Below are 20,597 nucleotides of genomic sequence, written 5' to 3'. Positions count from 1 at the left end.
ATATGTTGCTCATGCGTCATTGCATGAGAGAATAACACTGCGACACAACCGAAACCCTAATTTTCGGTCTGGTACCAGTTTCTCATTCACGCATTTGGCTCGCAGCCGACTGAAAAGCAGGCAACGCATTTTCTATCATGTCGTCAGTGGCTGTCAGACAAATACGAAAATCCGTCGGGCGGTCAAAGACTGTTCCGGGCATTACATATATGCCCTGCTTTTGCAGGTGATCGGCGAAGGCGTTACTGTCACCGCCAGGGGCCCGACCCCAAAGGTAGAAGGTGCCTTCCGGTCTTGTCATCTTGTACCCCCACTGACCCAACGCACCAAGCATACGCTCCCGACGGCGGGCCAATGCGGCAATGTCGATTGAAACGTCTTCAAGATCCGGCAGAGCATAAATCAACGGAGCATCCGGAACATTCCAACCATCTGCCATCTGCACAGCAAACCGAAGACGGCGAAGCTCTTCTCGTTCCGATGCCGGCAAGGTTGGTGAAATCGCTAAATAGCCAAGACGTAATCCGGGTGCGAGTAGAATTTTTCCGTAAGAGTAGTCAATCAAAGTGTGCGGATAAACGACAGCAGGTGTTGTAAAACCAATGCCATCGAACCGAATGCGGCGATAGGGTTCGTCAGACAGTATCCAAATACGATGCCCAATCTCAGCAGACTTAACCTCGAGCAGGTCGGCGAGCTGTTGCAAGTCTGAACGCGAATATATGCGACCTGTCGGATTGTGCGGAGTATTAACAACCACGATTTTGGTGCGTTCGGTGATCGCCTCTGCAATGGCCTCGAGGTCGAGATCAAAGTTATCCGGGTCCAAAGGCACCGGTACTTCCCTAGCGTCGGCAGCGGCCAGCATTGGGCCATAACAGAACCAACCCGGCAGCGGCACGATGCATTCGTCTCCGGGTTCAAGAAGCATAGTGAAACACATCTTGATCGCGCCAAAGGCGCCTTTGGTTAACGCGATGTCCTCTGCCTCGAAAGACAGCCCCAATTCTTCCGACAACGCTTGCGCCAAAAACTCACATGGTTCTATTTCGTTGGTCTTGTACGCGAACCAATCGACTCTCTGAGGCTCGGCATGCGTCTTCAGAGCATCGACGACGTTGGGCAGGGGCATTTCGTGCGGATTACCGAACGTGAAATCAGCGACTGCAGGCGTTTTCTTCACCGCAGCATTGTAGGTTGTAAAGAAGACTTCAACTTTCTGAATGGAACGGGCAGCGGCTCCTGCTCGACGGGCAGTTATGGACATCAAACTCTCCATATTCAGATTCTGACTATGCGATCACACTGGAAATTTTGTTGTGCTGAACATGATATGGATAACCGACCGACGGTCGATTTGCAGCCATTTTTATATTTGACCGGCACTGCATTTCATTTGCGCAATTGATCTGACCACAAATTGCATAATGGTCGAAGGGCGTTTCGAAATTTCCACGACCGCGATTAAAACAGGAAAACAAGAGCTGCCTTGATCCAGTTCTAAATCCTCAGCATGATCCCAAGATGGATTTAGAGGTCGCTGGATGGCTGAGGGAACTTGGGCTGGAGCAATATGCTGATGCATTTGCCCACAACGACATCGACGCGCGTGTACTGCCTTTGTTAACTGGCGATGACCTGCGTGAGATCGGAGTATCGCTGGGTCACAGAAAAATCCTTCTCGCCGCCCTGCAGGAATTGCGAGAAACAGACCAAGACAGCCCCTCGACCCCTGCCGATACGCAAACCCGCACTCAAGAGCAGACACACTCGGCGGCGGAGCGACGTCATCTGACGGTTCTTTTTGCCGATCTCGTCGGTTCGACTGAGCTGACCAACCGCTTGGACGCCGAGGACATGCGTCTGTTGCTGCAAAACTACCAAGATGCAGTAGCAGGCGCCGTTACTCGGTACGACGGGCATGTCGCCAAATATCTGGGCGACGGGCTCTTGGTTTTCTTTGGCTGGCCACTGTCTTTTGAGGATCACGCGGTTCGCGCGGTTAAAGCTGCATTGGAAGCCGTCGAACGTGTCAAAACATTGAAAACGCCCGATGGAGAACCTCTGTCTGCGCGCGTTGGCATAGCCAGCGGAGATGTCGTCGTCGGCGACACAATTGGTGAAAATACCTATGAAGTGGGGGCAATGACTGGGCCGATCCTCAATCTTGCGGCTCGGATTCAGGAAAAAGCTCCCCCGAATACTGTTGTTCTGTCCAAGAAAGAGACCGAAGCTCCTTTGCATCGAATTTTTGAATTCACCTCGATGGGAACAATCTCACTCAAAGGGTTTAAGGACCCGCGAACCTTGCTGCAAGTGGTCGCCGAACGCAGTGCCGAAAGCCGCTTTCGCGCCGTTCATCGGGAGGAAGCCAGCAGCGTTCTGATCGGTCGAGAATTCGAAAAGGATACTTTGCGCCAAACCTGGCAGCGGGCCAAGCGTGGCCAAGGCGAAGTCGTTCTAATTACTGGGGAGGCCGGTATAGGGAAATCTCGCCTCACCGAAGAATTTCTGAACGACAAGGATGTCGCAAAAAATGCCGATATCCTGCGGTTGAATTGTTCACCCTATCTGAACAGCAGCCCGTTTTACCCCGCCACGGAACGGATTGCACAAGATGCAGGGGTCGGTCCGGACTTTGAAGATGACAGGGTGGTCGAACACGTACGGGCTATGTTGGAAACACGACCCGGAATCGAACTAGATCAGGTGTTGCCGGTATTTGCTGCGCTGGTCGCACCTGGAAGCGATCTTGCGAAACAAGTGCTGGACCTGTCTCCGCAGGAACAGCGGGACCTGACAATTCAAACATTGATCAACACTGTGAAAGCACGTTCGGCTGTTCGCCCGGTCATTCTGTGTGTCGAGGATGCACATTGGATCGACCCGTCGACCCGCGCGCTATTGCACCGGTTTAAAGCCATTTGCACTGATCTGCCTTTGATGATCGTGATTACGCATCGACCGGGCTGGGACTTGGATCGGGACGAAGGGGATGTCCATGTCCACACACTTCACTTGCGCCGGTTCGACACAGATCATGTAACCAACATGATCCGCAACGTTTCCGGCACTGAACCGGATGACCAGCTTGTTGACCAAATCGTCGAAAGAACCGACGGGATACCGTTGTTTGTCGAAGAGATGACCCGTACCATCATGGAATCCGATGACCCAGGACGGATCACTGTTCCGTCATCGTTGAAAGGCGCATTGATGGCGCGACTTGATGCGTTGTCACCCGCTGCCAAACAGGTGGCCCTGACCGGCTCGGTTATTGGCAGAGAGTTCGAACCCACCTTGTTGCGTCAGGCAATGGGCACCGACGCCTCGACGGTGCAAACCGGGTTGGACGAATTGTGCAAATCCGGGTTGATCTTTGAAAGTGGTCACAACAAGGATCACTTTATTTTTCGTCACGCCCTTATCCGCGATACCGCCTACCAATCCATGCTCAGCGCGACGGGTAGAACACAGCACGCGAATGTCGCAAACGCCTTAGTCGAGTTACGGTCAGCAGAGGTTGCCCGCCGTCCCGAACTCGTTGCGCGCCACCTAACGCAAGCCGAAGATTGGGCGGCGGCCTTTCAACGTTGGAAATCAGCAACTGAAATGGCACTGGCTCGGTCGGCAAGTCAGGAGGCACTCGCCAGCGCCAAAGAGGCGGTAAAAGCTGCGCAAAACCTGTCCACAGACAACAGGGTTGAAACTATCCAAGGCCAAGTTTTGATGGGTCGAAGTCTAGACAGCGTAGGGCAATTGTCAGAAGGCGTTTGCGTTCTTAAAGAAGCCTCAGACGCCGCGCGCGCGATAGGGAACGCGGAATTGGCTGCTGATATTGCTGCTTATTTCGCCGATTCCTGCATGATGTCCAGCGAACGGCACGATGAAGCCATCGATGTATGTTTGGATGCGTTATCCAATTTGCCGGAAAGCGACGAAGTGCGCCAATGCGGGCTCCAAAGTCAGCTGGCTCGGGCATACATGTTCATTGGTCAGCACAACGAAGGCGCACGCTACGGACAGAACGCTATGGAACTGGCTGCTAGATTGGGAGATTATAAATCCCAGTTCTCAGTCATGATGATGCGATATGCAGCCCCGTTTATCGCACGGCGCGAATATGAAACACGCGATTGGCGCGAAAACCTTGAGGCCATGCATTCAGTGGCGGAAAATCTGGGAACAATCGACCAAGGTCGGGATCGGACACTGAGCCTGTTTGTTGGTGCCGAGATGGCGGACCGGCAATTGATGGACCATTCGCTGAGCTTGCTGACGGAAGTGTCGCAGAAGGACAATCACCTCCAGCTTTATTGGGTTCAAACACACGCCCGCGCAATGATTGCGATTTTGGACGGTCAATTTGATCAGGCCGAACAATATGCTAATGAAGCTGTCCAGATTGGGAGGCAAACGCACGGAAAACACGTGGAGGGCGTTTTTGGCGTCCAGATGTTCACCATTCGCCGGGAACAAAGCCGCTTGCATGAGGTCGCGCCAGTGATCAAGCAACTCATGTCCGAAAGCCCCGAGGACCAAACCTGGAAACCCGGTTTCGGGCTTATCGCGGCAGAGCTTGGCTATACCGAAGCTGCAGAGCGTATTTTGAATGAATTGGCGGAAAGCAAGTTCACTCTGCCCCCGGATGCGATGTATTCGACCACCCTGTCGTATTTGGCAGATATCTGCGTGGAAGTACAAAGCAGGCATCACGCCCGTACCCTGTATGACTTGTTGACCCCCTTTGAGGATCTGACCATCACCGCAGGAGCCACAACGGTTTGCACCGGGTCAGCAGCGCGGCGATTGGGAAACTTGGCCGCATTGCTTGGTGATTGGCCCACTGCCGAAGGTATGTTTAATAAAGCCATTAAAATCGATACCGAAATGGCCTCTCCACCCTGGATTGCCCACAGTAAAGCAGCCTACGCCCGAGCTTTACGCAGGCGCGGCGGCAAGCAGGATTTTGATCTGGCACTGCACTTGGAAGCAGACGCGTTGGCAATTGCACAGAAATTGAGTATGGTTTCCCTTAGGTCAAAACTCGAAGGACCTGTAAGTTAAAGCCCTGACAAAATGCTCTGGGGGGTGCATATGCCAAGGTACATTATTGAACGTAATTTCGCTGAACAGCTGAACCTCAGCGAGGCTGACAAAGCCCATATCAAAGAAATAAATGACGAAACCGGTATAGAGTGGATTTTCTCGTTCCTCAGTGCTGACAAACGCAAAACCTATTGCCTTTACGAAGCACCTGACGAGGAAAGCCTGAGAAAAGCAGCAGAACGGCTGAATGTTCCAGCTGATGTCATTACACCTGTGGATCAGATTGACCCCGGCATATTCGCATAAATAAGGTCAATGGCGCGCCGTAGGACCCAACGGTCTTTGTAAGCGCGCCGTGTGCAACTCCATTGAGGCAGTCTGACAAGAAACCCTCCCTACGAAAGGAAGGTTTAAAGGCATGTTTGACTTAAAAACGCTGGATGGAAGCGCGGCCACGGTAGATCAGTCTGCGCTGGACACGTTAAACGCGTCGCTGAGGGGGGCCGTCCACCTGCCCGGCAGCGCTGAATATGATGACGCCCGAACAACTTGGAACAGCGTCGTGGATCGTCGCCCCGGCTTTGTCATCCGCGCCTTGGGTGCTAGCGACGTGCAAAAGGCGGTAAATTTTATCCGCGAGAACGGGTTGATCATGTCGGTGCGCTCTGGTGGCCACCAGATTGCCGGACACGCTGTTGCAGACGATGCGGTTATGCTGGACCTGTCACAGATGAATTCGGTACATGTTGATCCCGTGGCCAAAACCGCTCGAGTCGCCCCCGGAGCAGTTCTGGGTGACGTTGATCGCGAAACTCAGGCACACGGGTTGACGGTTCCGGTCGGCATCAATGGCACAACCGGAATCGCGGGGCTGACATTGGGTGGCGGGTTTGGTTGGACAACCCGTAAATTCGGCATGACCATCGACAATCTACTTTCAGCCGAAGTAGTCACGGCCGACGGCTCAATTGTCCATGCATCGGCCGATCGCCACCCTGATCTGTTCTGGGCTATTCGCGGTGGAGGTGGCAACTTTGGCGTTGTTACGTCCTTTGAATTTCAACTGCACCCACTTGGCCCCGAGGTCCTGTCAGGTCTGGTGGTTCATCCCATCGAGGCCGCCCCAGACCTACTGACAAAGTTTGTTCAAATTGCCGACACTGCACCAGACGAGCTTACGGTTTGGGCGGTAATGCGAATGGCACCTCCCCTGCCCTTTTTGCCCGAAGAATGGCATGGGCGCGAAGTACTGATTTTCGCAGCTTGTTACGCCGGATCAATGGACGACGGTGCGACAGCAATGGCCGAACTGCGTGGGATGGGTAATCCCATCGCGGATGTCATCTCACCCCATTCTTTTGTTGACTGGCAGACCGCGTTCGACCCGTTGCTGGCGCCCGGCGCGCGCAACTACTGGAAAAGTCATGATTTCAGCACCCTGACATCCGGCGCGATTTCTGGCTTGCTGGAGGGTATCTCTACCTTGCCGGACCCTGCCTCGGAAGTATTTATAGCCCATGTCGGTGGTGCCATGGCCCGAGTTCCAGCCGATGCCACTGCTTATCCAGAGCGCTCTGCGCATTTCATCATGAATGTTCACAGCCGTTGGGAAGATCCAAACAAGGATGAGTCCTGCATCAACTGGGCCCGCGCGCTCTATGATCGAATGACCCCGCACGCCACTGGCAGCGCCTATGTCAATTTCATGCCAGCTGACCAAAGTGATCCATTGGATGGTGCCTATGGCAGCAATGGCAGAAGGCTTGCCGAGATAAAGCGAAAATACGACCCGAACAACCTGTTCCGGATCAACCATAACATCCAGCCAGCCTAACGCCTTCTCCAATGCTAGAACGGAAAAGTGTGTCAGGTCGCGCTTTGTCGAAAGGCAACGATCTGACGCGCAAATTTCCCTGATTTGCCACCGGATTTGACGCTCTGCAACGCTGCGAGAGACTTCGTTGAAGCAATCCCCGTTCCGGAATCGACGCAGAGCTCGAACAACAACTCTAAGATACCACCCAAATCGCGCGGAAGCTGGGCCGGAAGGTCAACCATCATCGCCTCAAGCGCCATCTTAATCTCTCGGGCATGTACTTGAGACGCACCCGCAGCTTCGGTTAATCGTTTCGTCCAACGTCGCAATGGAAGACCAGCGCCAAAAACAAGAGAATGGGCAGCAGAACCAAAAGCTTTTGAGTCAAATTGCTGCTGAGCAATCAAGGTGACGATTGCGTCGACCGTGGTCGTTCCGATGCCTTCATCAGCGCTTGCCAGATACCAGGCAAGCATAGCATGAGCCATTGGGCCAGGCTTGGGATCTGGACGGAACAGCGGTTCTATGAACATTAAACAGTGATGGTTCGTAAGTTTTTGATCCAGCTCCAGCTCGAAAATCCCAGTTGAAAAGAACAACTCGGAATGTGCAGGCCGGGCCAATCCAACCCAAGGATTTGGATGCGTCATCCAACTGATGCCTGGATCGGCCCCATACGTGTGCTCAAATTTACACGGCAGAGCGAAACCCAACGCAGCGTCTAAGTTGTCTGGAACGGGAGGTGCGACCTGCATCTTGGGTCGAGGCCAAGTATAGGGGTCGATACACCGGATGTCCGCGAAAAAGCTATAGTCGGCTGGAACACCCAGTCCGGGTGCAGGAGCACCAACCAAGTTCCGAATGGCAGGATCTTCGCATAGCGGCAAAGTTGAAGACCAAGCAATTGCCCACAACTGCTTGTCCGTCTCAGGCGCAAATTTGGACCCTAAAGCGTAAGCCAAAGCACGTTCGGCCTCGTTTCGTGGTTGGAATTTATCAAGAACCTCATCACGCCCTTCGGGAGCAAGGCGCATAAGTGCGATTTTAAAGTCGGCTTCGCCGGGTTCAATTCCCAGATTTTTATAGCGCTCTAGTCGACCTAGCAGATCACCTGCCGCAAGATACCCTCGGTTGTCCGTTGGGGCTGACAGCATAGGTAACACTTGGCCGCGACGTACGAACCCCAATAACTCTTTGGCCCGCGCCGCAAACATCCCCTCGTAACTATCACGCTCGACCCTAAGCGGTTCATGCCCGTGATAGCGTGGAGCGTAAAAAGCTTCGATTTCGGTATCAAAATCTGTTTCGTTCGCCCAAGCTAAAGCCGTAGCCAAAATGGATCTTTCAAACGTCCTGGCCGTATTGAATACATCTTCCAACGCGCGTTTACGCAACTGGGCAGCGCGTTTTGCAAGCGGTGAAAGCGAAGATTGCGACGTCGCACCGAACCATGCCATTCCGTCAAAAGCGCGTTCAATCAGAAACGGATCGTCGAGGTTTTCCAAAAGCTCTAGAAAAACCGCGACCGACTCGTCTGCCGAAGTTACCGGTTCGATTTCCACCAATGTCACGACAGGTAATTCCGGCTGCATGGGCAACTCAGATTGCACAACATCCAAAATTTTCCGCAACCTTGCCTTTACCGTAGGCGCGGTCACATCCACGTATTCACGCAGCTTTGTTTGAACCTCTGGCACGTGTTTCTGATCAAGTGCTTCAATCAAATCTAACGCGCGCGCCTGAACATCTGGAGCTTCGGAAATCAGCGCCGACGCCGCCATGAGAGCAACGCCAGCTGCCTTATCAGGATTGCGTTTGGCGCAGTTTTTCAACAATTGCAAAGCGGTGTTGGCACTTGTTTTCTGTCTGCTTTGCAACGCTGGTTCGATCGACGACATCAAGGTATCACAATCAATGCCATGTGATTTATCGATTTGTTTTAACGCCTTGAGTGCAAATGCCACGGTTGGTGGCATCGCGCTGCGAAGTAAGTCAAGGTAGCGCGAAACGCGATCATGCATTTCTGCTTCTGACGGTTCTAGCCCAGAGTGAAACCGTGAATACCAACCCGCCCGAAACTGACCGAAATCCCGTTCCAGGGCGTCTAAAGAAGCGTCCAATATCCGGCTTCTATCCAGTGTGCCATCTCGGCAAAGCCCGATGAGCACATCCGCCCAAGACGCCCCCGGACCGCAGTATTTATCATGGGCAGCAAGACTGAGTTCTCCGCCGCCTTCGACTTCAAAAAAACGCCAAACGTCCTGTGTCAGAAATTGCGATCGCGCGTCGGTCGGTACAGCGGCCCCATTGGCGTAATAGCCCAGAATGTACGAGTCCGTTTGCGGAATTCCGCAAAGACCTTCGTGTTTCAGCGTATGGATGACTTCGATCAGGCGAGGATTATCATCTATCGCAGCCTCAGCCCAAGTATCTATCCAACTGAGATCGAGCGCACGGAATACATCTGGCAAATGGATAGAACTCGGCAGTATTTGCCAATCTCCGCATTTGTATTCTGAGGGGCGCGCTGTCGCCAGAACTGCGACACCCAAAGCCTCGCCATCTTTCGCAATATTCGTGGACCGTTTTCGACCGTTGAACTGGGCTTCCCAATAGGCCTTTTCATAGGCTTTTTGCGTTTTTAAAGCGACGGGTGCAAAGACTCGACGTTCCGCTTCAGGAATCGTGGCCAAAACTTTTAGAACCTTGCGTGCCCGTTCGGTTGTAATGAGCTCCAAAAATTCTGCTTCCGTCACTTGGAATGCTCCAACGCTATTTCTGCAGCAAGAATGTGTTTGCAAGGTCCTCTTGCGTTCTTGTGCTTGGAATACCAGGGACAGGTACAACTGGCGTTGTCGTCATCAAAACGAACACGATGCACAACATCATCGCTCGTCACTTCAGCGCCATCTTGTAGGAGTGTGACTGCGCCTCTTTCCACCAGTTTTCGGGCTGCCTTGAGGCGTGGGTTCAGCGCTTGCACTCTTTTCATGTCAAAGGGCAAGACACGGTGAAACCAAGCAGACCGCGCCAAGTCGAACCCGACGAGTCCAGACGCAGCCAGATGCGACATGGCCGTGTCGAACTGATCACTAGACAGGGTGTCGTCCCAAGCAAGAGACCGCAAATCCAATTCGTCCTGCCAATTCAACTGCGCACGCAATGCAGTCGTCCATACTTCTGATTGTGCCAAATCGGACAGCAGCCGCCCGTCTCCCGAAAAGCCACGCCAAGGTTCGGCGTTCAAAACCAAAGTTAACCTTTGCACGCCAAAATCCAGCACCCAAGCAGAGCTTTTCAGCGCCGCATTGCCGTAGACACGCATGGATTTGGCCTTGCTGATCAAAGGATCCAACACGCGCAGCCTATGCCCGCCGAGAAGCGGTACACCATCACGCAAAGGACGCGTCGTCGTACGAACACTATTCCCCATGCTCTGAACCCAAATCTGATGATCCGATTTTGAGCGCGGCAAACTTCGTATGAACCTTTGCGCCGGCACTGATGACAACGAAAACACTTCTTCCATGCCCGCAAGATGATCCTGCACCTCAGCAAAACCTTTGATCCAACGTAAAAGTAGCGGCACTTTGCGTTCGTTGACGATGCCCCTCTCATGAGACATCCCAACGTTATCTGACCCGATGGTGATCGATAACCGGCTGTCCGGTTTCGTTTGCGATAATAAAGCACGCAGTTCGGACCCGAAATCTACGTTGGTTGTGCCTTTGCTACGTTGGATTATCTCAAGCGCATCATCATCCATGTCTAACCGAATGTAGGCGCTGCAACAGGCCGAAAACCCTTCGAACCGCACCGTGCCCCGGCCAACAGTGGCAACGGGGTCCGCTTCGCGCAAAATCCGAGCCAACATTGACGGTGGCACATAAAACCTTGAACCGACAATCTCAGACACTGCCCGCAAAGATTTTGCCGTTATTTCAGGCTCTTTGGCGAAAGCCGTCAGGAAGACTTGCTCTGTATTCGCATTGGCTTGATCGGTTGCCAGAAACAGCGCACGACTGTCACTTTGTCCGGTCAGCGACGATTGCCTAGCATAGCTGTATACGTGGTCGGCTCCGGTCATTTCCGAGTTCTCCCGCCCATTCGCGTGCAGCGGTTCAAAATCCCAAATTACTCAAATATTCTGAGCGCAGAACAAACGATGAGAAGTTGTCATTAATGTGGCCCCTTTACCAGTCAGAAGGAATGCCGTATCAGACGTCAGATTTGAAAATTTAGCCGAAGCGTTGGTTCGCGCGTTCAAAAGACCCGCTACATTCCGAAGCGTCACAGGTACTTCGGAACTTTTTGGCTGAAAGCAGTTTTAGTTCGGCGTAATTCTGCGCATATTCTTTAACCACAAGATCGTTGATTGACGACCCAATGTATTTCTTTGATCCACCAGTTCTCGCTTTTTCTGATAATGCGGCATAAACTGAAAAAAATCGCACAGAAAGAGTACAATAGCATCGCTATTAACAATCACCAAAGGCCCTGTTTGTGAACACTCTAAACCGCATGATGCCACCCCGCAATGAACTGCGTAAAGTGCGCAATCAAGGAATAACCTTTCTGGCTCTGGCATTCCTGTTCAGTGTCTTCGTCAACCTTCTGATGCTCACAGGCCCTTTGTTCATGTTGCAGGTCTATGACAGGGTGCTGAGTTCGAGGGCAGTTGAAACACTGACCGCGCTGTTCTTGCTGGTCACGCTACTTTACGGCCTGATGGCGATGTTGGACTATGCCCGTGGCCGCATCGTAGCACGGTTCGGGGCACGTTTTCAGTCGCAGCTGGACGAACGCGTGTTTGACGCAACTATGCGACGGTCCCTGTTTCCACAGGCACGGTCGGCACCGGCAACCGGACTGCGCGATCTAGAGTCCATTCAAAACCTGTGTTCTTCACCCGTTTTGTTAGCTGTTATGGATATTCCGTGGACTCCGGTGTTTTTGGCAGCAATTTTTCTGTTTCATCCGCTCCTCGGCTGGCTCGCCGTGGCAGGTGGAACTCTGCTAATCGTTATCGCACTGCTGAACCAGAGCTTGACGCACCGCAAGGTCGCGTCGGCGCAACAGGCATCGGCGCAAGCAAATGCCTTTTCTGAACATGCCCGGCAAGCTGCCGAAGTCGTACGTTCCCAAGGCATGCAGGAAGACATCACACAGCGTTGGCAAAAGCAAAGAACTGATGCACTGAGCCAGACAATCGCCGCCAGTGATTGGACCGGCAGCTTTACATCCTTGACCAAGTCGCTGCGGTTGTTCTTGCAATCAGCGATGCTAGCACTCGGCGCTTGGCTTGTTCTCAGAAATGAACTGACCCCGGGGGCAATGATTGCCGGGTCTATCCTGTTGGGCCGAGCGCTAGCGCCTGTTGAACAGGCAGTAGGCCAATGGGGAATGGTTCAAAGAGCCCGAACGGCCTGGACCTCACTCAACCGTTTTCTGGATGCAACGCCACCAGAAAACCCACGCACCAAACTGCCAGTACCCAAAGGACAGCTGACTGCCAAAGAGCTTACGGTCATTCCGCCGGGTGCGGACAAACCGACGCTGCGCAACGTCACATTGCGCCTTGAGCCGGGCAAGGCATTGGGTGTGATTGGAAAGAGTGGGTCCGGAAAGTCGACGCTGGCAAAGGCGCTATTGGGATTATGGCAACCCGCGGCCGGAGAAATCAGACTGGGCGGCGCCACGCTGGATCAATATGATCCTACCGATCTAGGTCAACATATCGGCTATCTGCCGCAAGCCGTCACTCTGTTCAACGGGACTGTGGCAGAAAACATTGCTCGTATGTCAGAAAACCCCGATCCCGAAGCCGTTGTTGCAGCGGCCAAAAAAGCCAAAGCGCATGAACTGATCCTGTCATTAAGCAAAGGCTACGATACATTTCTGGAAGGCAATGACAGTCAGCTTTCGGGCGGACAGAAACAAAGAATCGCTTTGGCGCGCGCACTTTACGGCGACCCTGTTCTGTTGATCCTGGACGAGCCGAACTCGGCACTGGATGCCGAGGGAACCGATGCCTTGAATGCTGCTGTGCGCGGGTTGAAGGAGGCTGGTAAATCAGCCATCATCATGACACACCGCCCGCAGGCAATTTCGGAATGTGACGACCTGGCAGTGGTAGAAAAAGGCCAAGTCGTAAAAACCGGAAGCCGAGATGAGGTGTTGGGCGCAATGGTTCAAAACGCCAGTGCAATCAAACGTGGCCTCAGTCAGGTGAAAAAAGATGCTGGATAAAGCAGATAAAACGACACGCCCGGTATGGCACATCACTATACCAGCCATAGTTGGCTTTGCAGCGCTGGCAATTCTGGTCGGCGGGCTGGGCGTATGGGCGGTCCAGACGCGTTTGGCAGGGGCCATCATTTCGCAAGGCAACATCGAAGTTCAAAGCAATCGTCAAGTGATCGAACACCCTGATGGCGGCGTTGTTGGTGAGATTTTCGTTAGAGATGGTGATCTCGTAGCGGAAGGCGACATGTTGGTGCGTTTGGATGATACGTTCTTGTCATCAGAGAAGGCCATCGTTGAATCTCAGCTTTTTGAATTGATGGCCCGTAGAATCCGCCTGGAGGCCGAACGCGACGGCGGCGATGTCGAAAGCCTAGCGCCTCAGTTAGCCGCGCTTCAGGAGCAGGAAAGCATCGACCCAGACCTTATCGCTGGTCAAGAGCGCCTGTTCGAGGCACGGCTGAACACCTTGAACCAACAAATCGAGCAACTGGGCAAACAGCGCAACCAGATCGAGGACGAAATCAAGGGTACCGAAGCGCAGTTGGTATCGTTGCGCCGCCAAGTCGAACTCATTCAGGATGAGCTGAAGGATCAGCAAAGCCTTTTTTCTCGCGGCCTCACTTCGGCTAGCCGCGTTTCTGCTCTCCAGAGAGAAGACGCAGATTTGACTGGTCAAATTGGCCAATTGGAATCCACCGTCGCGCGCCTTACCGGTCAGATAGCTGCCACCGAAATCGAAATTGTCGAGCTAACCGCGACGCGGCGCGAGCAGGCAATTACCGAATTGCGAGACGTTCAGACGCAGATCGCAGAATTGGCTGAACGCCGTCTGTCGCTGGATGTGCGGCTTTCCCGACTGGATGTTCGTACGCCCGTTGCTGGAACGATCTACGGCAGTCAGGTCTTCGCGCTGCAATCGGTGATTCAGCCAGCGGAACCAATGATGTATATCGTTCCTCAGGACACCCCTCTTTTGGTTGCCGCTCGTGTGGATGCAATCCATGTGGATCAGCTGCACATTGGTCAGCCCGTTTCATTGCGCTTCCCCGCCTTCAACCAGCGTGAAACGCCCGAGATTGACGGTCGAGTCATCACTGTTTCAGCGGACACTTTCACCGACGAATCCACGGGCCACACATACTATCGCGCCGAGGTCATACCCGAAGACAACCAGATCGAACGTCTGAACGGACAGCCGTTGCTGCCGGGTATGCCGGTGGAAACCATGATCAAGACTGACGAGAGAACCCCGCTGTCCTATCTGGTCAAACCATTGAGTGATTATTTCAACCGGGCCTTCCGCGAGTAGTTGGAACGCGGTTCTCACACTTGTTCCAAATTTCCCAAAAGGATCGAAGTCATGTCAGTGGCAATGACATTGTCCGTGATGGTGACTTCAACGCCCGTCTCATAATTGACATCCGAGCTGGTGATCCCTGAAAGGTCAGCATCATCGTCAAGAAACACCCATTCCGCACTGTGTGCCGAGGGCAACCCGACAGCGACCTGAAGAACCACCAACGCGTCAAACGCAGTAACCGCTCCATCCTGCGTGATATCCGCCGCAATCAAGTTTTCGGGTGCCGCTGGCCCCCAGGTTGGGTCCAAACCGACCGAGATACGAAGCACTTGTAACGCGTCCAGCGCTGTGATTTCCGAACTGGCCGTCGAATATGCTTTAAGAATATCTAATTCGCCCGTGAACGACCCAACCGGCAATCCCAAGTCAAACCGACCGTCTTCGTCAGCACGCACACTGATAGTCCCACCTCCATTAGGAGTGAAATGAATCTCAGCGTCGGACAATCCGGAATTAGCGGTCTCTGAACTGATGGAGATGTCGCCCTGAACACCTTCTGAGTTGGGTGGGTCCGTCCTATTTCGATCTTTATTTTACAGCCATTCAACATCACCAAGAAAAATGTATCCGGCACCATAGATAGTCTTGATCAGGCGTGGGTTTTTAGGATCTTCCCCCAGTTTCGTCCGCAAACGCGAGATACGCACATCCATTGCGCGATCAAAACTGTCACCAGCTGCACCGCCTAAAGTTTCTTGCATCTGCGCGCGGCTTACTAGGCGCTTCGGACTTTCCAGAAACAGGCGCAAAACCTCACCTTCCGCGTGACTAAATGGAAATTCCTCGCCGTTGGCATCCGTAAGAACATAGCGATCAAAATAAGCCGTCCATCCATTAAAACGGGCCACTTCGAATTGTGTAATCTGCGTCCGTGGCGACCGTAGTCTGGCACGAACGCGAGCTACAACCTCAGCCGGATCAAATGGCTTTGTGATATAATCGTCCGCCCCAAGCTCAAGTCCAGTTACGCGATCTTGCACCTGCGCACGACCGGAAACAATAATCACCGCCGCGCCTTGTTCCAATGCCAGCCGATGCACAAGGGCCAACCCATCTGTATCTGGAAGAGAAAGGTCAACCAGACACACATCCGGTGTTACCCTTTTCAGGGCGGCTTCGAATTCTCGTGCCCGAGCAAAACTCTGGGTACGAAAGCCTGCTTCTTCCAAGGCATCGGTCAGTACACGCCGAATTTCAGGCTCATCGTCGACAATTGTAACCAGAGGTTGCGTCATCAGGCGGCTTCTTTTCGGATAAGTGAGGATAATTGCGCCCGCGTAAACGGTTTGCTCAGAACTGGCGCAACTGACAACGCCTGCCGGTGCAACGGATCCGAATACGGCAAAGAAGTCATAAGTAAACAGGGCAATCCCGGTTTGAGCTTTGCCAGTAGATCAAGACCCGTGCCCCGCCCTTCAAGGCGAATATCTGACAGCACAAACACGATCTCATCGATATCCTCCGTAAGTGCCAAAGCTTCATCAACTGACGTCGCCTCGACCACAGAAAATCCGAGCTCAACGAGCATATCACGAAACTGTCCGCGCAGTTCGTCATTATCTTCGACCAACAACACCAACCCTTCCTGCAAAGAAGGCGCCGGGCGATAGGGCAACCGCATGGCAACTGTGGCACCCGAAGGAGTGTTGCGCAGGTTCAGATCGCCGCCAGCAAGCTTTACGGTGTCGTAGACCATCGGCAGGCCCAACCCAGACCCTTTGCTGCCCTTGGTAGTAAAGAAGGGGTTTAATGCCTTTTGCAGACCTTCTTTGGAAAAGCCCGGACCGGTGTCTGAAACGGCTATCTCAATCCAAATGTCGCCGATTTTGTGTGCGCTGATCGTAATTTGCCCAAACCCGCCACAGGCATCGCGTGCATTCAGAACGAGGTTTAACAAAGCATCCTGAATCATTCCCGGATCCAGCATAAGCTCATCATTCGGCAGAGTGTTCACCACGGAAAGACCAACACCACGCGGAAGGGACGGCGAAGCGAGTACACGCAAGTCCTCTAGCAGACCTCGCATGTCGGTTGCCTTTGGCTGAAACGTCCGGTTGCCCGTCATATCGGCGATCCTGTTCAACAACTGACCGCCTCGACGCGCGGTCTGCTGTGTGGCCGCCACAAGCTCACGAGCTTCCTCGGACAGGTCCATTTTATTCAGGCGGGACTGCATACCCAGAATAATCGTTAACAAGTTCGAGAAATCATGCGCCAACCCGCTGGTCATCTGCGCGGCCATCTGACGACGGCGGGTTTGTTGCAGCGCAACGCGTGCCTGCGTTTCCTCGGTAATGTCCATCGACATCACGTAAACCCCGCCCTCTCCGTCCGGAGAAAATGAGACACGAATACGTCGGGCATCCTGATTTTCGGTAAATTCGAATACCGATGTTTTGCCCTCAAACGCTTTCTGGAGATGTGGTTCGACGCGCGTAAAAGCCGCTTTACCCAAAGCTTCAGAAATATGCATTCCCAGGATTTCGGAAGGGCGACCTGGCATTACAGAACTAAGTTTGCGGTTTGAATAGTCGTAACATCTGTCCCGATCCAGATGGGCGATATGTGCCGGCATCATCTCGGTCGTCATGCGCGTGCGAGCTTCAATTTCAGTCAACTGGCGTTTTGCCTCTTCCAAGGCGGTATTGGTGGCGGCAAGTTTACGATTGGTTCCAGACAACTCCTCGGCCCGATCCAGCAATTGACCGGACAGTTCCTCGGACCGGGCCCGCAACAGCGCCTCAGCCTGTTTGGTGTTTGTAATGTCGGTATAGACCGAAACCCATCCACCTTTTGGCAGAGGAGCACCTTCGACCGAAATCACACTCCCGTCGGAGCGAACGCGCTCTATGTAATGGGGTTCGAATGTCAGCGCCTGTTGGACGCGCTGTGTGACGGCATCCTCGACGTCTATGTTCGCGCCGTATTCGCCTTGGCTGGCCAGATAACGGATCGTGTCACTGAACAAGGCACCGGGTTGCACCAATTCATCCGGCAAATCAAACATGTCCTGAAACCGACGATTGCTGACGACCAGTCGCAACTGACTGTCATAAATCGACAAAGCCTGCCCAATCAGGTTCAGCCCGGCAGTTGTCATCGCCTTTATCTGCTGTTCAGTAATGTCCAAATTCACTCTCCGCGTGATCCATGCCTAACATTGGATACCTCGCAGGTGTAGTGGGCATGAACGCGACAGATTGGGCCTAGTAGCGCGGTTTGGACTTAGCACCCTCAGACGTAAGCGAACAAAGAGACAAGGTATGATCCATGTTGCGCATCCGGTGCCGCAACATCTGTCGCCCCAAGCGTGCCAGATCGCCTGCATAGTCGGGGTTCGTAGCGACGTTCTCAAACTCTCCTTTACCCTGATGGTCGAAGAGGATCGGCGGTAAATCGGCGGCAAACTCAACCAGCGTAAAACGCTCATCCCGAAGAATGCTTAGGTTCGAGTCACTGTTGCCTGTGCCCAGTTGCCGTTGCCAAGGCGTTGGGTCTTCGGGCGCAGAGAAGTCCAACTCGCTGAAAGAATAGCTCCGCCAATCTGCTGGCACCTGTCCCATCAGCAAAGGCACAAGGGACCGTCCGTCCATCGCATTTGGAACTTCTTGCCCCGCCCATTCCAAAATCGTCGGAGTGATATCAATGGACTCGGTTGGCGCAGACACGACTGAACCGGCACGTTCTTGGTTCCCGGGCAACCGGATCATTAGAGGTGTGTGGTAGGCGGCGTCATAGACCGTCATCTTGCCCCAGCTATGATGATCACCAAGCATCTCTCCGTGATCCGCTGTGATCACCAGCAAGGTATCATCATATTGGTTGCTGTCCTTTAGGAATTGGATAACACGGCCAATGTGGTGATCGACTTCCGTTGCCAGCCCAAGATAAACAGAACGCAGGGTTTGTATATTCTCGGGTTTTACCTCAATGGCGTCAAACCCTTCGACGAAGTCCGCAGCCGTCTGATTGTCCATCGTCGGGCCAAAGAACGGATGCACCGCCCGCTCTGCAGATACGTCTTGAAAACCAGTTGGCAACGGCAATTCGCTTGGGTCGTACATGTCGTTGTACGGAGCTGGAGCCACCAAGGGAGGGTGCGGTCGGATATAGGTCAGATGAGCAAACCAGTTTTGGCCTTTGTATGGCGCAATGTTCGACAGAAACGCATCAGTCAGGAACGCTGTGTCGCTGTGTTCAGCGCTGTACAAAGCTGGATCGTTCAATTTAGGTCGAGCACTGGTTTTTGAAACCGGTTTGTACAAATCCCAATAGTCATTAAAGGCATAGCCTTGTTCCATCAAATGCGCGCGCCAAGGGTAAGATTCCTCAAGTCGCATCTCGATGACTTCGTGAAAGCCGGTCATTGGGCTTTCGTAGGTTTTCAAGATCGGATCGCCAGGGTCGTAAACACGAGGATCAGCCGAAGTGTCGGTGTACCCAAACAACATAGGGTGATAGCAGGCCTTACGCATCTCGGTCGCTATATTCGGAATGTCATGTCGCAGGGGCGTGCCATTCCGCACCGATCTATGGTTCATCGCGTATTGCCCTGTCAGGATCGAAGCCCGAGAAGGTCCACACGGGTTAGTGACTGAGAAATGTCGATCAAAACTGACGGCCTCATCCCTGAAGGCTCGTAAGTTCGGCAGGTCGACATGGGCGGCAAGTGCACCGTTCAGGCAATCCGCTCGCAATTGGTCAATAATGATGAACAGAACATTTCCGACGCGCTTCATTCTTTTATCCTGATTCCACCGAGGTGTGTCAGAAGCGAACTCTGTAGCGGTTCCGCAATCTCGGCAAGCGGTTGTTAGTCCTGATACTTGTTCAGGCATGTTCGTGAAGTCCGAGCAAAGAATGGCCTTTTTTAAAATGTTTGGGCATTCCGGGCGTTCATCTCCTTCAAATTGTCACACCCTTGCTATGGTACGGCTTCAATTATCGTACCCGCGCAAAAATCCGTTGCAGCTCAATGCGGTTTCACATCACATACGGCCATGACGCAGCCCATGATATATTCGGACCATGACGCCGACGGCGTTTGCTTGCGGATTACAGGGGAAATGCTGACCCAGTCTTTGGATGCCGTTGAACAGGCCTTTGCAGCGGTCAAACCGCAAGGTGGAAATATCACGTTTGACCTATCCGGGGTCGAAGCTTTGGATACCAGCGGAGCTTGGCTGATTGCAGATCTCGCAAGGAGAGCCAATGCCGTTGGGGCTCAGATCACGTATGAGGGGTTGAGCCCGGCGCATTCCGCGCTGCTCAAGACAGTCGCGAAAAACATACCGGACGAACCGGGGGTTGCATCCGAACGCCAAAGCTTTGTCGATTGGGTTGCCGGCCTGGGCGCTCGTACTGTCGGAGCTTGGAAAGACACCCTTTCAATGCTGGGGTTTCTGGGATTGACGTTGCATCGGCTTGCCCGAACGATCGTGATGCCGTGGCGGCTGCGCAAGGCTGCATTGGTGTCCCAGATGGAGGAAGTTGGCTTCAAAGCCATCCCCATTGTTGCTCTGATGGGGTTCTTGATTGGTGTGGTTCTGGCCTTTCAGGGCGCGACCCAGCTGAAACAGTTCGGAGCCGAGATTTTTGTGGTCGAGTTGATCTCGATTTCAGTGCTGCGTGAATTGGGGATCCTGCTGACCGCAATCATTGTTGCGGGCCGGTCCGGATCTGCTTTCACTGCTTCTATCGGTTCGATGAAAGTTCAGGAAGAAATCGATGCCATGCGCACTCTGGGTCTGGACCCGGTGGAAGTGCTGGTGATCCCAAGGGTTGTCGCGCTTCTGATCATGCTGCCGATCCTTGGATTCATTGCCGATATGGCAGCTCTGGTTGGTGGTGGATTGATGAGCTGGATCGACCTCAACATCAGCCCTGGCATGTTCGTGACTCGGCTGAAAGAGAGCACAGGCATTTGGCATTTTGCCATCGGAATGATCAAAGCTCCGTTCTTTGCCTTGGTGATCGGCGTCATTGCCTGCTGGCAAGCGATGCAGGTCAAAGGCTCGGCCCAAAGTGTCGGCCAAAGAACCACCGCATCTGTGGTGCAGTCGATATTTATGGTGATTGCGCTGGACGCGCTGTTCTCGATCTTCTTCTCGGTGTTGGAGGTCTGAC

General features: G+C 53.3%; 13 protein-coding genes. 6 read left to right on the top strand and 7 right to left on the bottom strand.

Annotated elements, in window-relative coordinates; all coding sequences use genetic code 11:
• Positions 1-82: 82 nt before the first annotated feature.
• Positions 83-1,267 carry an aminotransferase class I/II-fold pyridoxal phosphate-dependent enzyme gene (locus ACR0L3_RS10060; RefSeq protein WP_480745582.1) on the bottom strand — a complete coding sequence of 395 codons (1,185 nt, stop codon included), beginning with the start codon at positions 1,265-1,267 and terminating at the stop codon, positions 83-85.
• 257 nt (positions 1,268-1,524) lie between these two features.
• On the opposite strand from ACR0L3_RS10060, the gene ACR0L3_RS10055 reads away from it, so the two are divergent.
• From ACR0L3_RS10055 to ACR0L3_RS10045, 3 genes are all read left to right on the top strand, one after another.
• Positions 1,525-5,067: an ATP-binding protein gene (locus ACR0L3_RS10055; protein ID WP_480745581.1), complete on the top strand. Its 3,543-nt coding sequence runs from the start codon at positions 1,525-1,527 to the stop codon at positions 5,065-5,067.
• A gap of 30 nt (positions 5,068-5,097) precedes the next feature.
• The gene (locus ACR0L3_RS10050; protein WP_480429135.1) at positions 5,098-5,355 is read left to right on the top strand and encodes a DUF4242 domain-containing protein; all 258 of its coding nucleotides are present in this window, start codon (positions 5,098-5,100) and stop codon (positions 5,353-5,355) included.
• Positions 5,356-5,467: 112 nt separating this feature from the next.
• Complete coding sequence (locus tag ACR0L3_RS10045) at positions 5,468-6,883, top strand: FAD-binding oxidoreductase (protein WP_480745580.1); 1,416 nt, start codon at positions 5,468-5,470, stop codon at positions 6,881-6,883.
• Between the two features lie 32 nt (positions 6,884-6,915).
• On the opposite strand, the gene ACR0L3_RS10040 is transcribed toward ACR0L3_RS10045, so the two are convergent.
• Together ACR0L3_RS10040 and ACR0L3_RS10035 are read right to left on the bottom strand one after the other, a co-directional pair.
• Positions 6,916-9,621: a DUF6493 family protein gene (locus ACR0L3_RS10040; RefSeq protein WP_480745579.1), complete on the bottom strand. Its 2,706-nt coding sequence runs from the start codon at positions 9,619-9,621 to the stop codon at positions 6,916-6,918.
• On the bottom strand, positions 9,618-10,952 hold the full coding sequence (locus ACR0L3_RS10035; protein WP_480745578.1) for an SWIM zinc finger family protein: 1,335 nt from the start codon (positions 10,950-10,952) through the stop codon (positions 9,618-9,620). The genes ACR0L3_RS10040 and ACR0L3_RS10035 overlap by 4 nt, the downstream gene beginning before the upstream one ends.
• Before the next feature lie 437 nt (positions 10,953-11,389).
• Here ACR0L3_RS10035 and ACR0L3_RS10030 point away from each other — a divergent pair, with 437 nt between their 5' ends.
• Positions 11,390-13,114, top strand: a complete 1,725-nt coding sequence (locus ACR0L3_RS10030) for a type I secretion system permease/ATPase (protein ID WP_480745771.1) — start codon at positions 11,390-11,392, stop codon at positions 13,112-13,114.
• Positions 13,104-14,420: an HlyD family type I secretion periplasmic adaptor subunit gene (locus ACR0L3_RS10025; protein WP_480745577.1), complete on the top strand. Its 1,317-nt coding sequence runs from the start codon at positions 13,104-13,106 to the stop codon at positions 14,418-14,420. Before ACR0L3_RS10030 ends, ACR0L3_RS10025 begins: the two co-directional genes overlap by 11 nt.
• 14 nt (positions 14,421-14,434) lie before the next feature.
• On the opposite strand, the gene ACR0L3_RS10020 is transcribed toward ACR0L3_RS10025, so the two are convergent.
• From ACR0L3_RS10020 to ACR0L3_RS10005, 4 genes are all read right to left on the bottom strand, one after another.
• The gene (locus ACR0L3_RS10020; RefSeq protein WP_480745576.1) at positions 14,435-14,866 is read right to left on the bottom strand and encodes a dockerin type I domain-containing protein; all 432 of its coding nucleotides are present in this window, start codon (positions 14,864-14,866) and stop codon (positions 14,435-14,437) included.
• Positions 14,867-15,004: 138 nt separating this feature from the next.
• Entirely contained in the window at positions 15,005-15,706 is a 702-nt protein-coding gene (locus ACR0L3_RS10015) for a response regulator transcription factor (RefSeq protein ID WP_480745575.1), read from the bottom strand.
• Positions 15,706-17,571 (bottom strand): hybrid sensor histidine kinase/response regulator, encoded by a 1,866-nt coding sequence (locus tag ACR0L3_RS10010; protein WP_480745770.1) that lies wholly within the window; start codon positions 17,569-17,571, stop codon positions 15,706-15,708. Before ACR0L3_RS10010 ends, ACR0L3_RS10015 begins: the two co-directional genes overlap by 1 nt.
• A gap of 106 nt (positions 17,572-17,677) precedes the next feature.
• On the bottom strand, positions 17,678-19,210 hold the full coding sequence (locus tag ACR0L3_RS10005) for an alkaline phosphatase family protein (protein WP_480745574.1): 1,533 nt from the start codon (positions 19,208-19,210) through the stop codon (positions 17,678-17,680).
• 273 nt (positions 19,211-19,483) lie between these two features.
• On the opposite strand from ACR0L3_RS10005, the gene ACR0L3_RS10000 reads away from it, so the two are divergent.
• The gene (locus tag ACR0L3_RS10000; RefSeq protein ID WP_480745573.1) at positions 19,484-20,596 is read left to right on the top strand and encodes an ABC transporter permease; all 1,113 of its coding nucleotides are present in this window, start codon (positions 19,484-19,486) and stop codon (positions 20,594-20,596) included.
• Position 20,597 lies beyond the last annotated feature (1 nt).

It is taken from the genome of Ruegeria sp. CK1, from assembly GCF_056536545.1.
Note: the sequence above shows the minus strand (reverse complement) of the source record. Positions and strands in the feature narration are given on the sequence as shown.

Bases quoted from the DNA above. Each gene is read 5' to 3' on its own strand.
- ACR0L3_RS10060 (WP_480745582.1), bottom strand. From the start codon at position 1,267: ATGTCCATAACTGCCCGTCGAGCAGGAGCCGCTGCCCGTTCCATTCAG.
- ACR0L3_RS10005 (WP_480745574.1), bottom strand. From the start codon at position 19,210: ATGAAGCGCGTCGGAAATGTTCTGTTCATCATTATTGACCAATTGCGA.
- ACR0L3_RS10045 (WP_480745580.1), top strand. From the start codon at position 5,468: ATGTTTGACTTAAAAACGCTGGATGGAAGCGCGGCCACGGTAGATCAG.
- ACR0L3_RS10015 (WP_480745575.1), bottom strand. From the start codon at position 15,706: ATGACGCAACCTCTGGTTACAATTGTCGACGATGAGCCTGAAATTCGG.
- ACR0L3_RS10025 (WP_480745577.1), top strand. From the start codon at position 13,104: ATGCTGGATAAAGCAGATAAAACGACACGCCCGGTATGGCACATCACT.
- ACR0L3_RS10035 (WP_480745578.1), bottom strand. From the start codon at position 10,952: ATGACCGGAGCCGACCACGTATACAGCTATGCTAGGCAATCGTCGCTG.
- ACR0L3_RS10050 (WP_480429135.1), top strand. From the start codon at position 5,098: ATGCCAAGGTACATTATTGAACGTAATTTCGCTGAACAGCTGAACCTC.
- ACR0L3_RS10010 (WP_480745770.1), bottom strand. From the start codon at position 17,571: ATGACAACTGCCGGGCTGAACCTGATTGGGCAGGCTTTGTCGATTTAT.
- ACR0L3_RS10055 (WP_480745581.1), top strand. From the start codon at position 1,525: ATGGATTTAGAGGTCGCTGGATGGCTGAGGGAACTTGGGCTGGAGCAA.
- ACR0L3_RS10030 (WP_480745771.1), top strand. From the start codon at position 11,390: ATGCCACCCCGCAATGAACTGCGTAAAGTGCGCAATCAAGGAATAACC.
- ACR0L3_RS10000 (WP_480745573.1), top strand. From the start codon at position 19,484: ATGATATATTCGGACCATGACGCCGACGGCGTTTGCTTGCGGATTACA.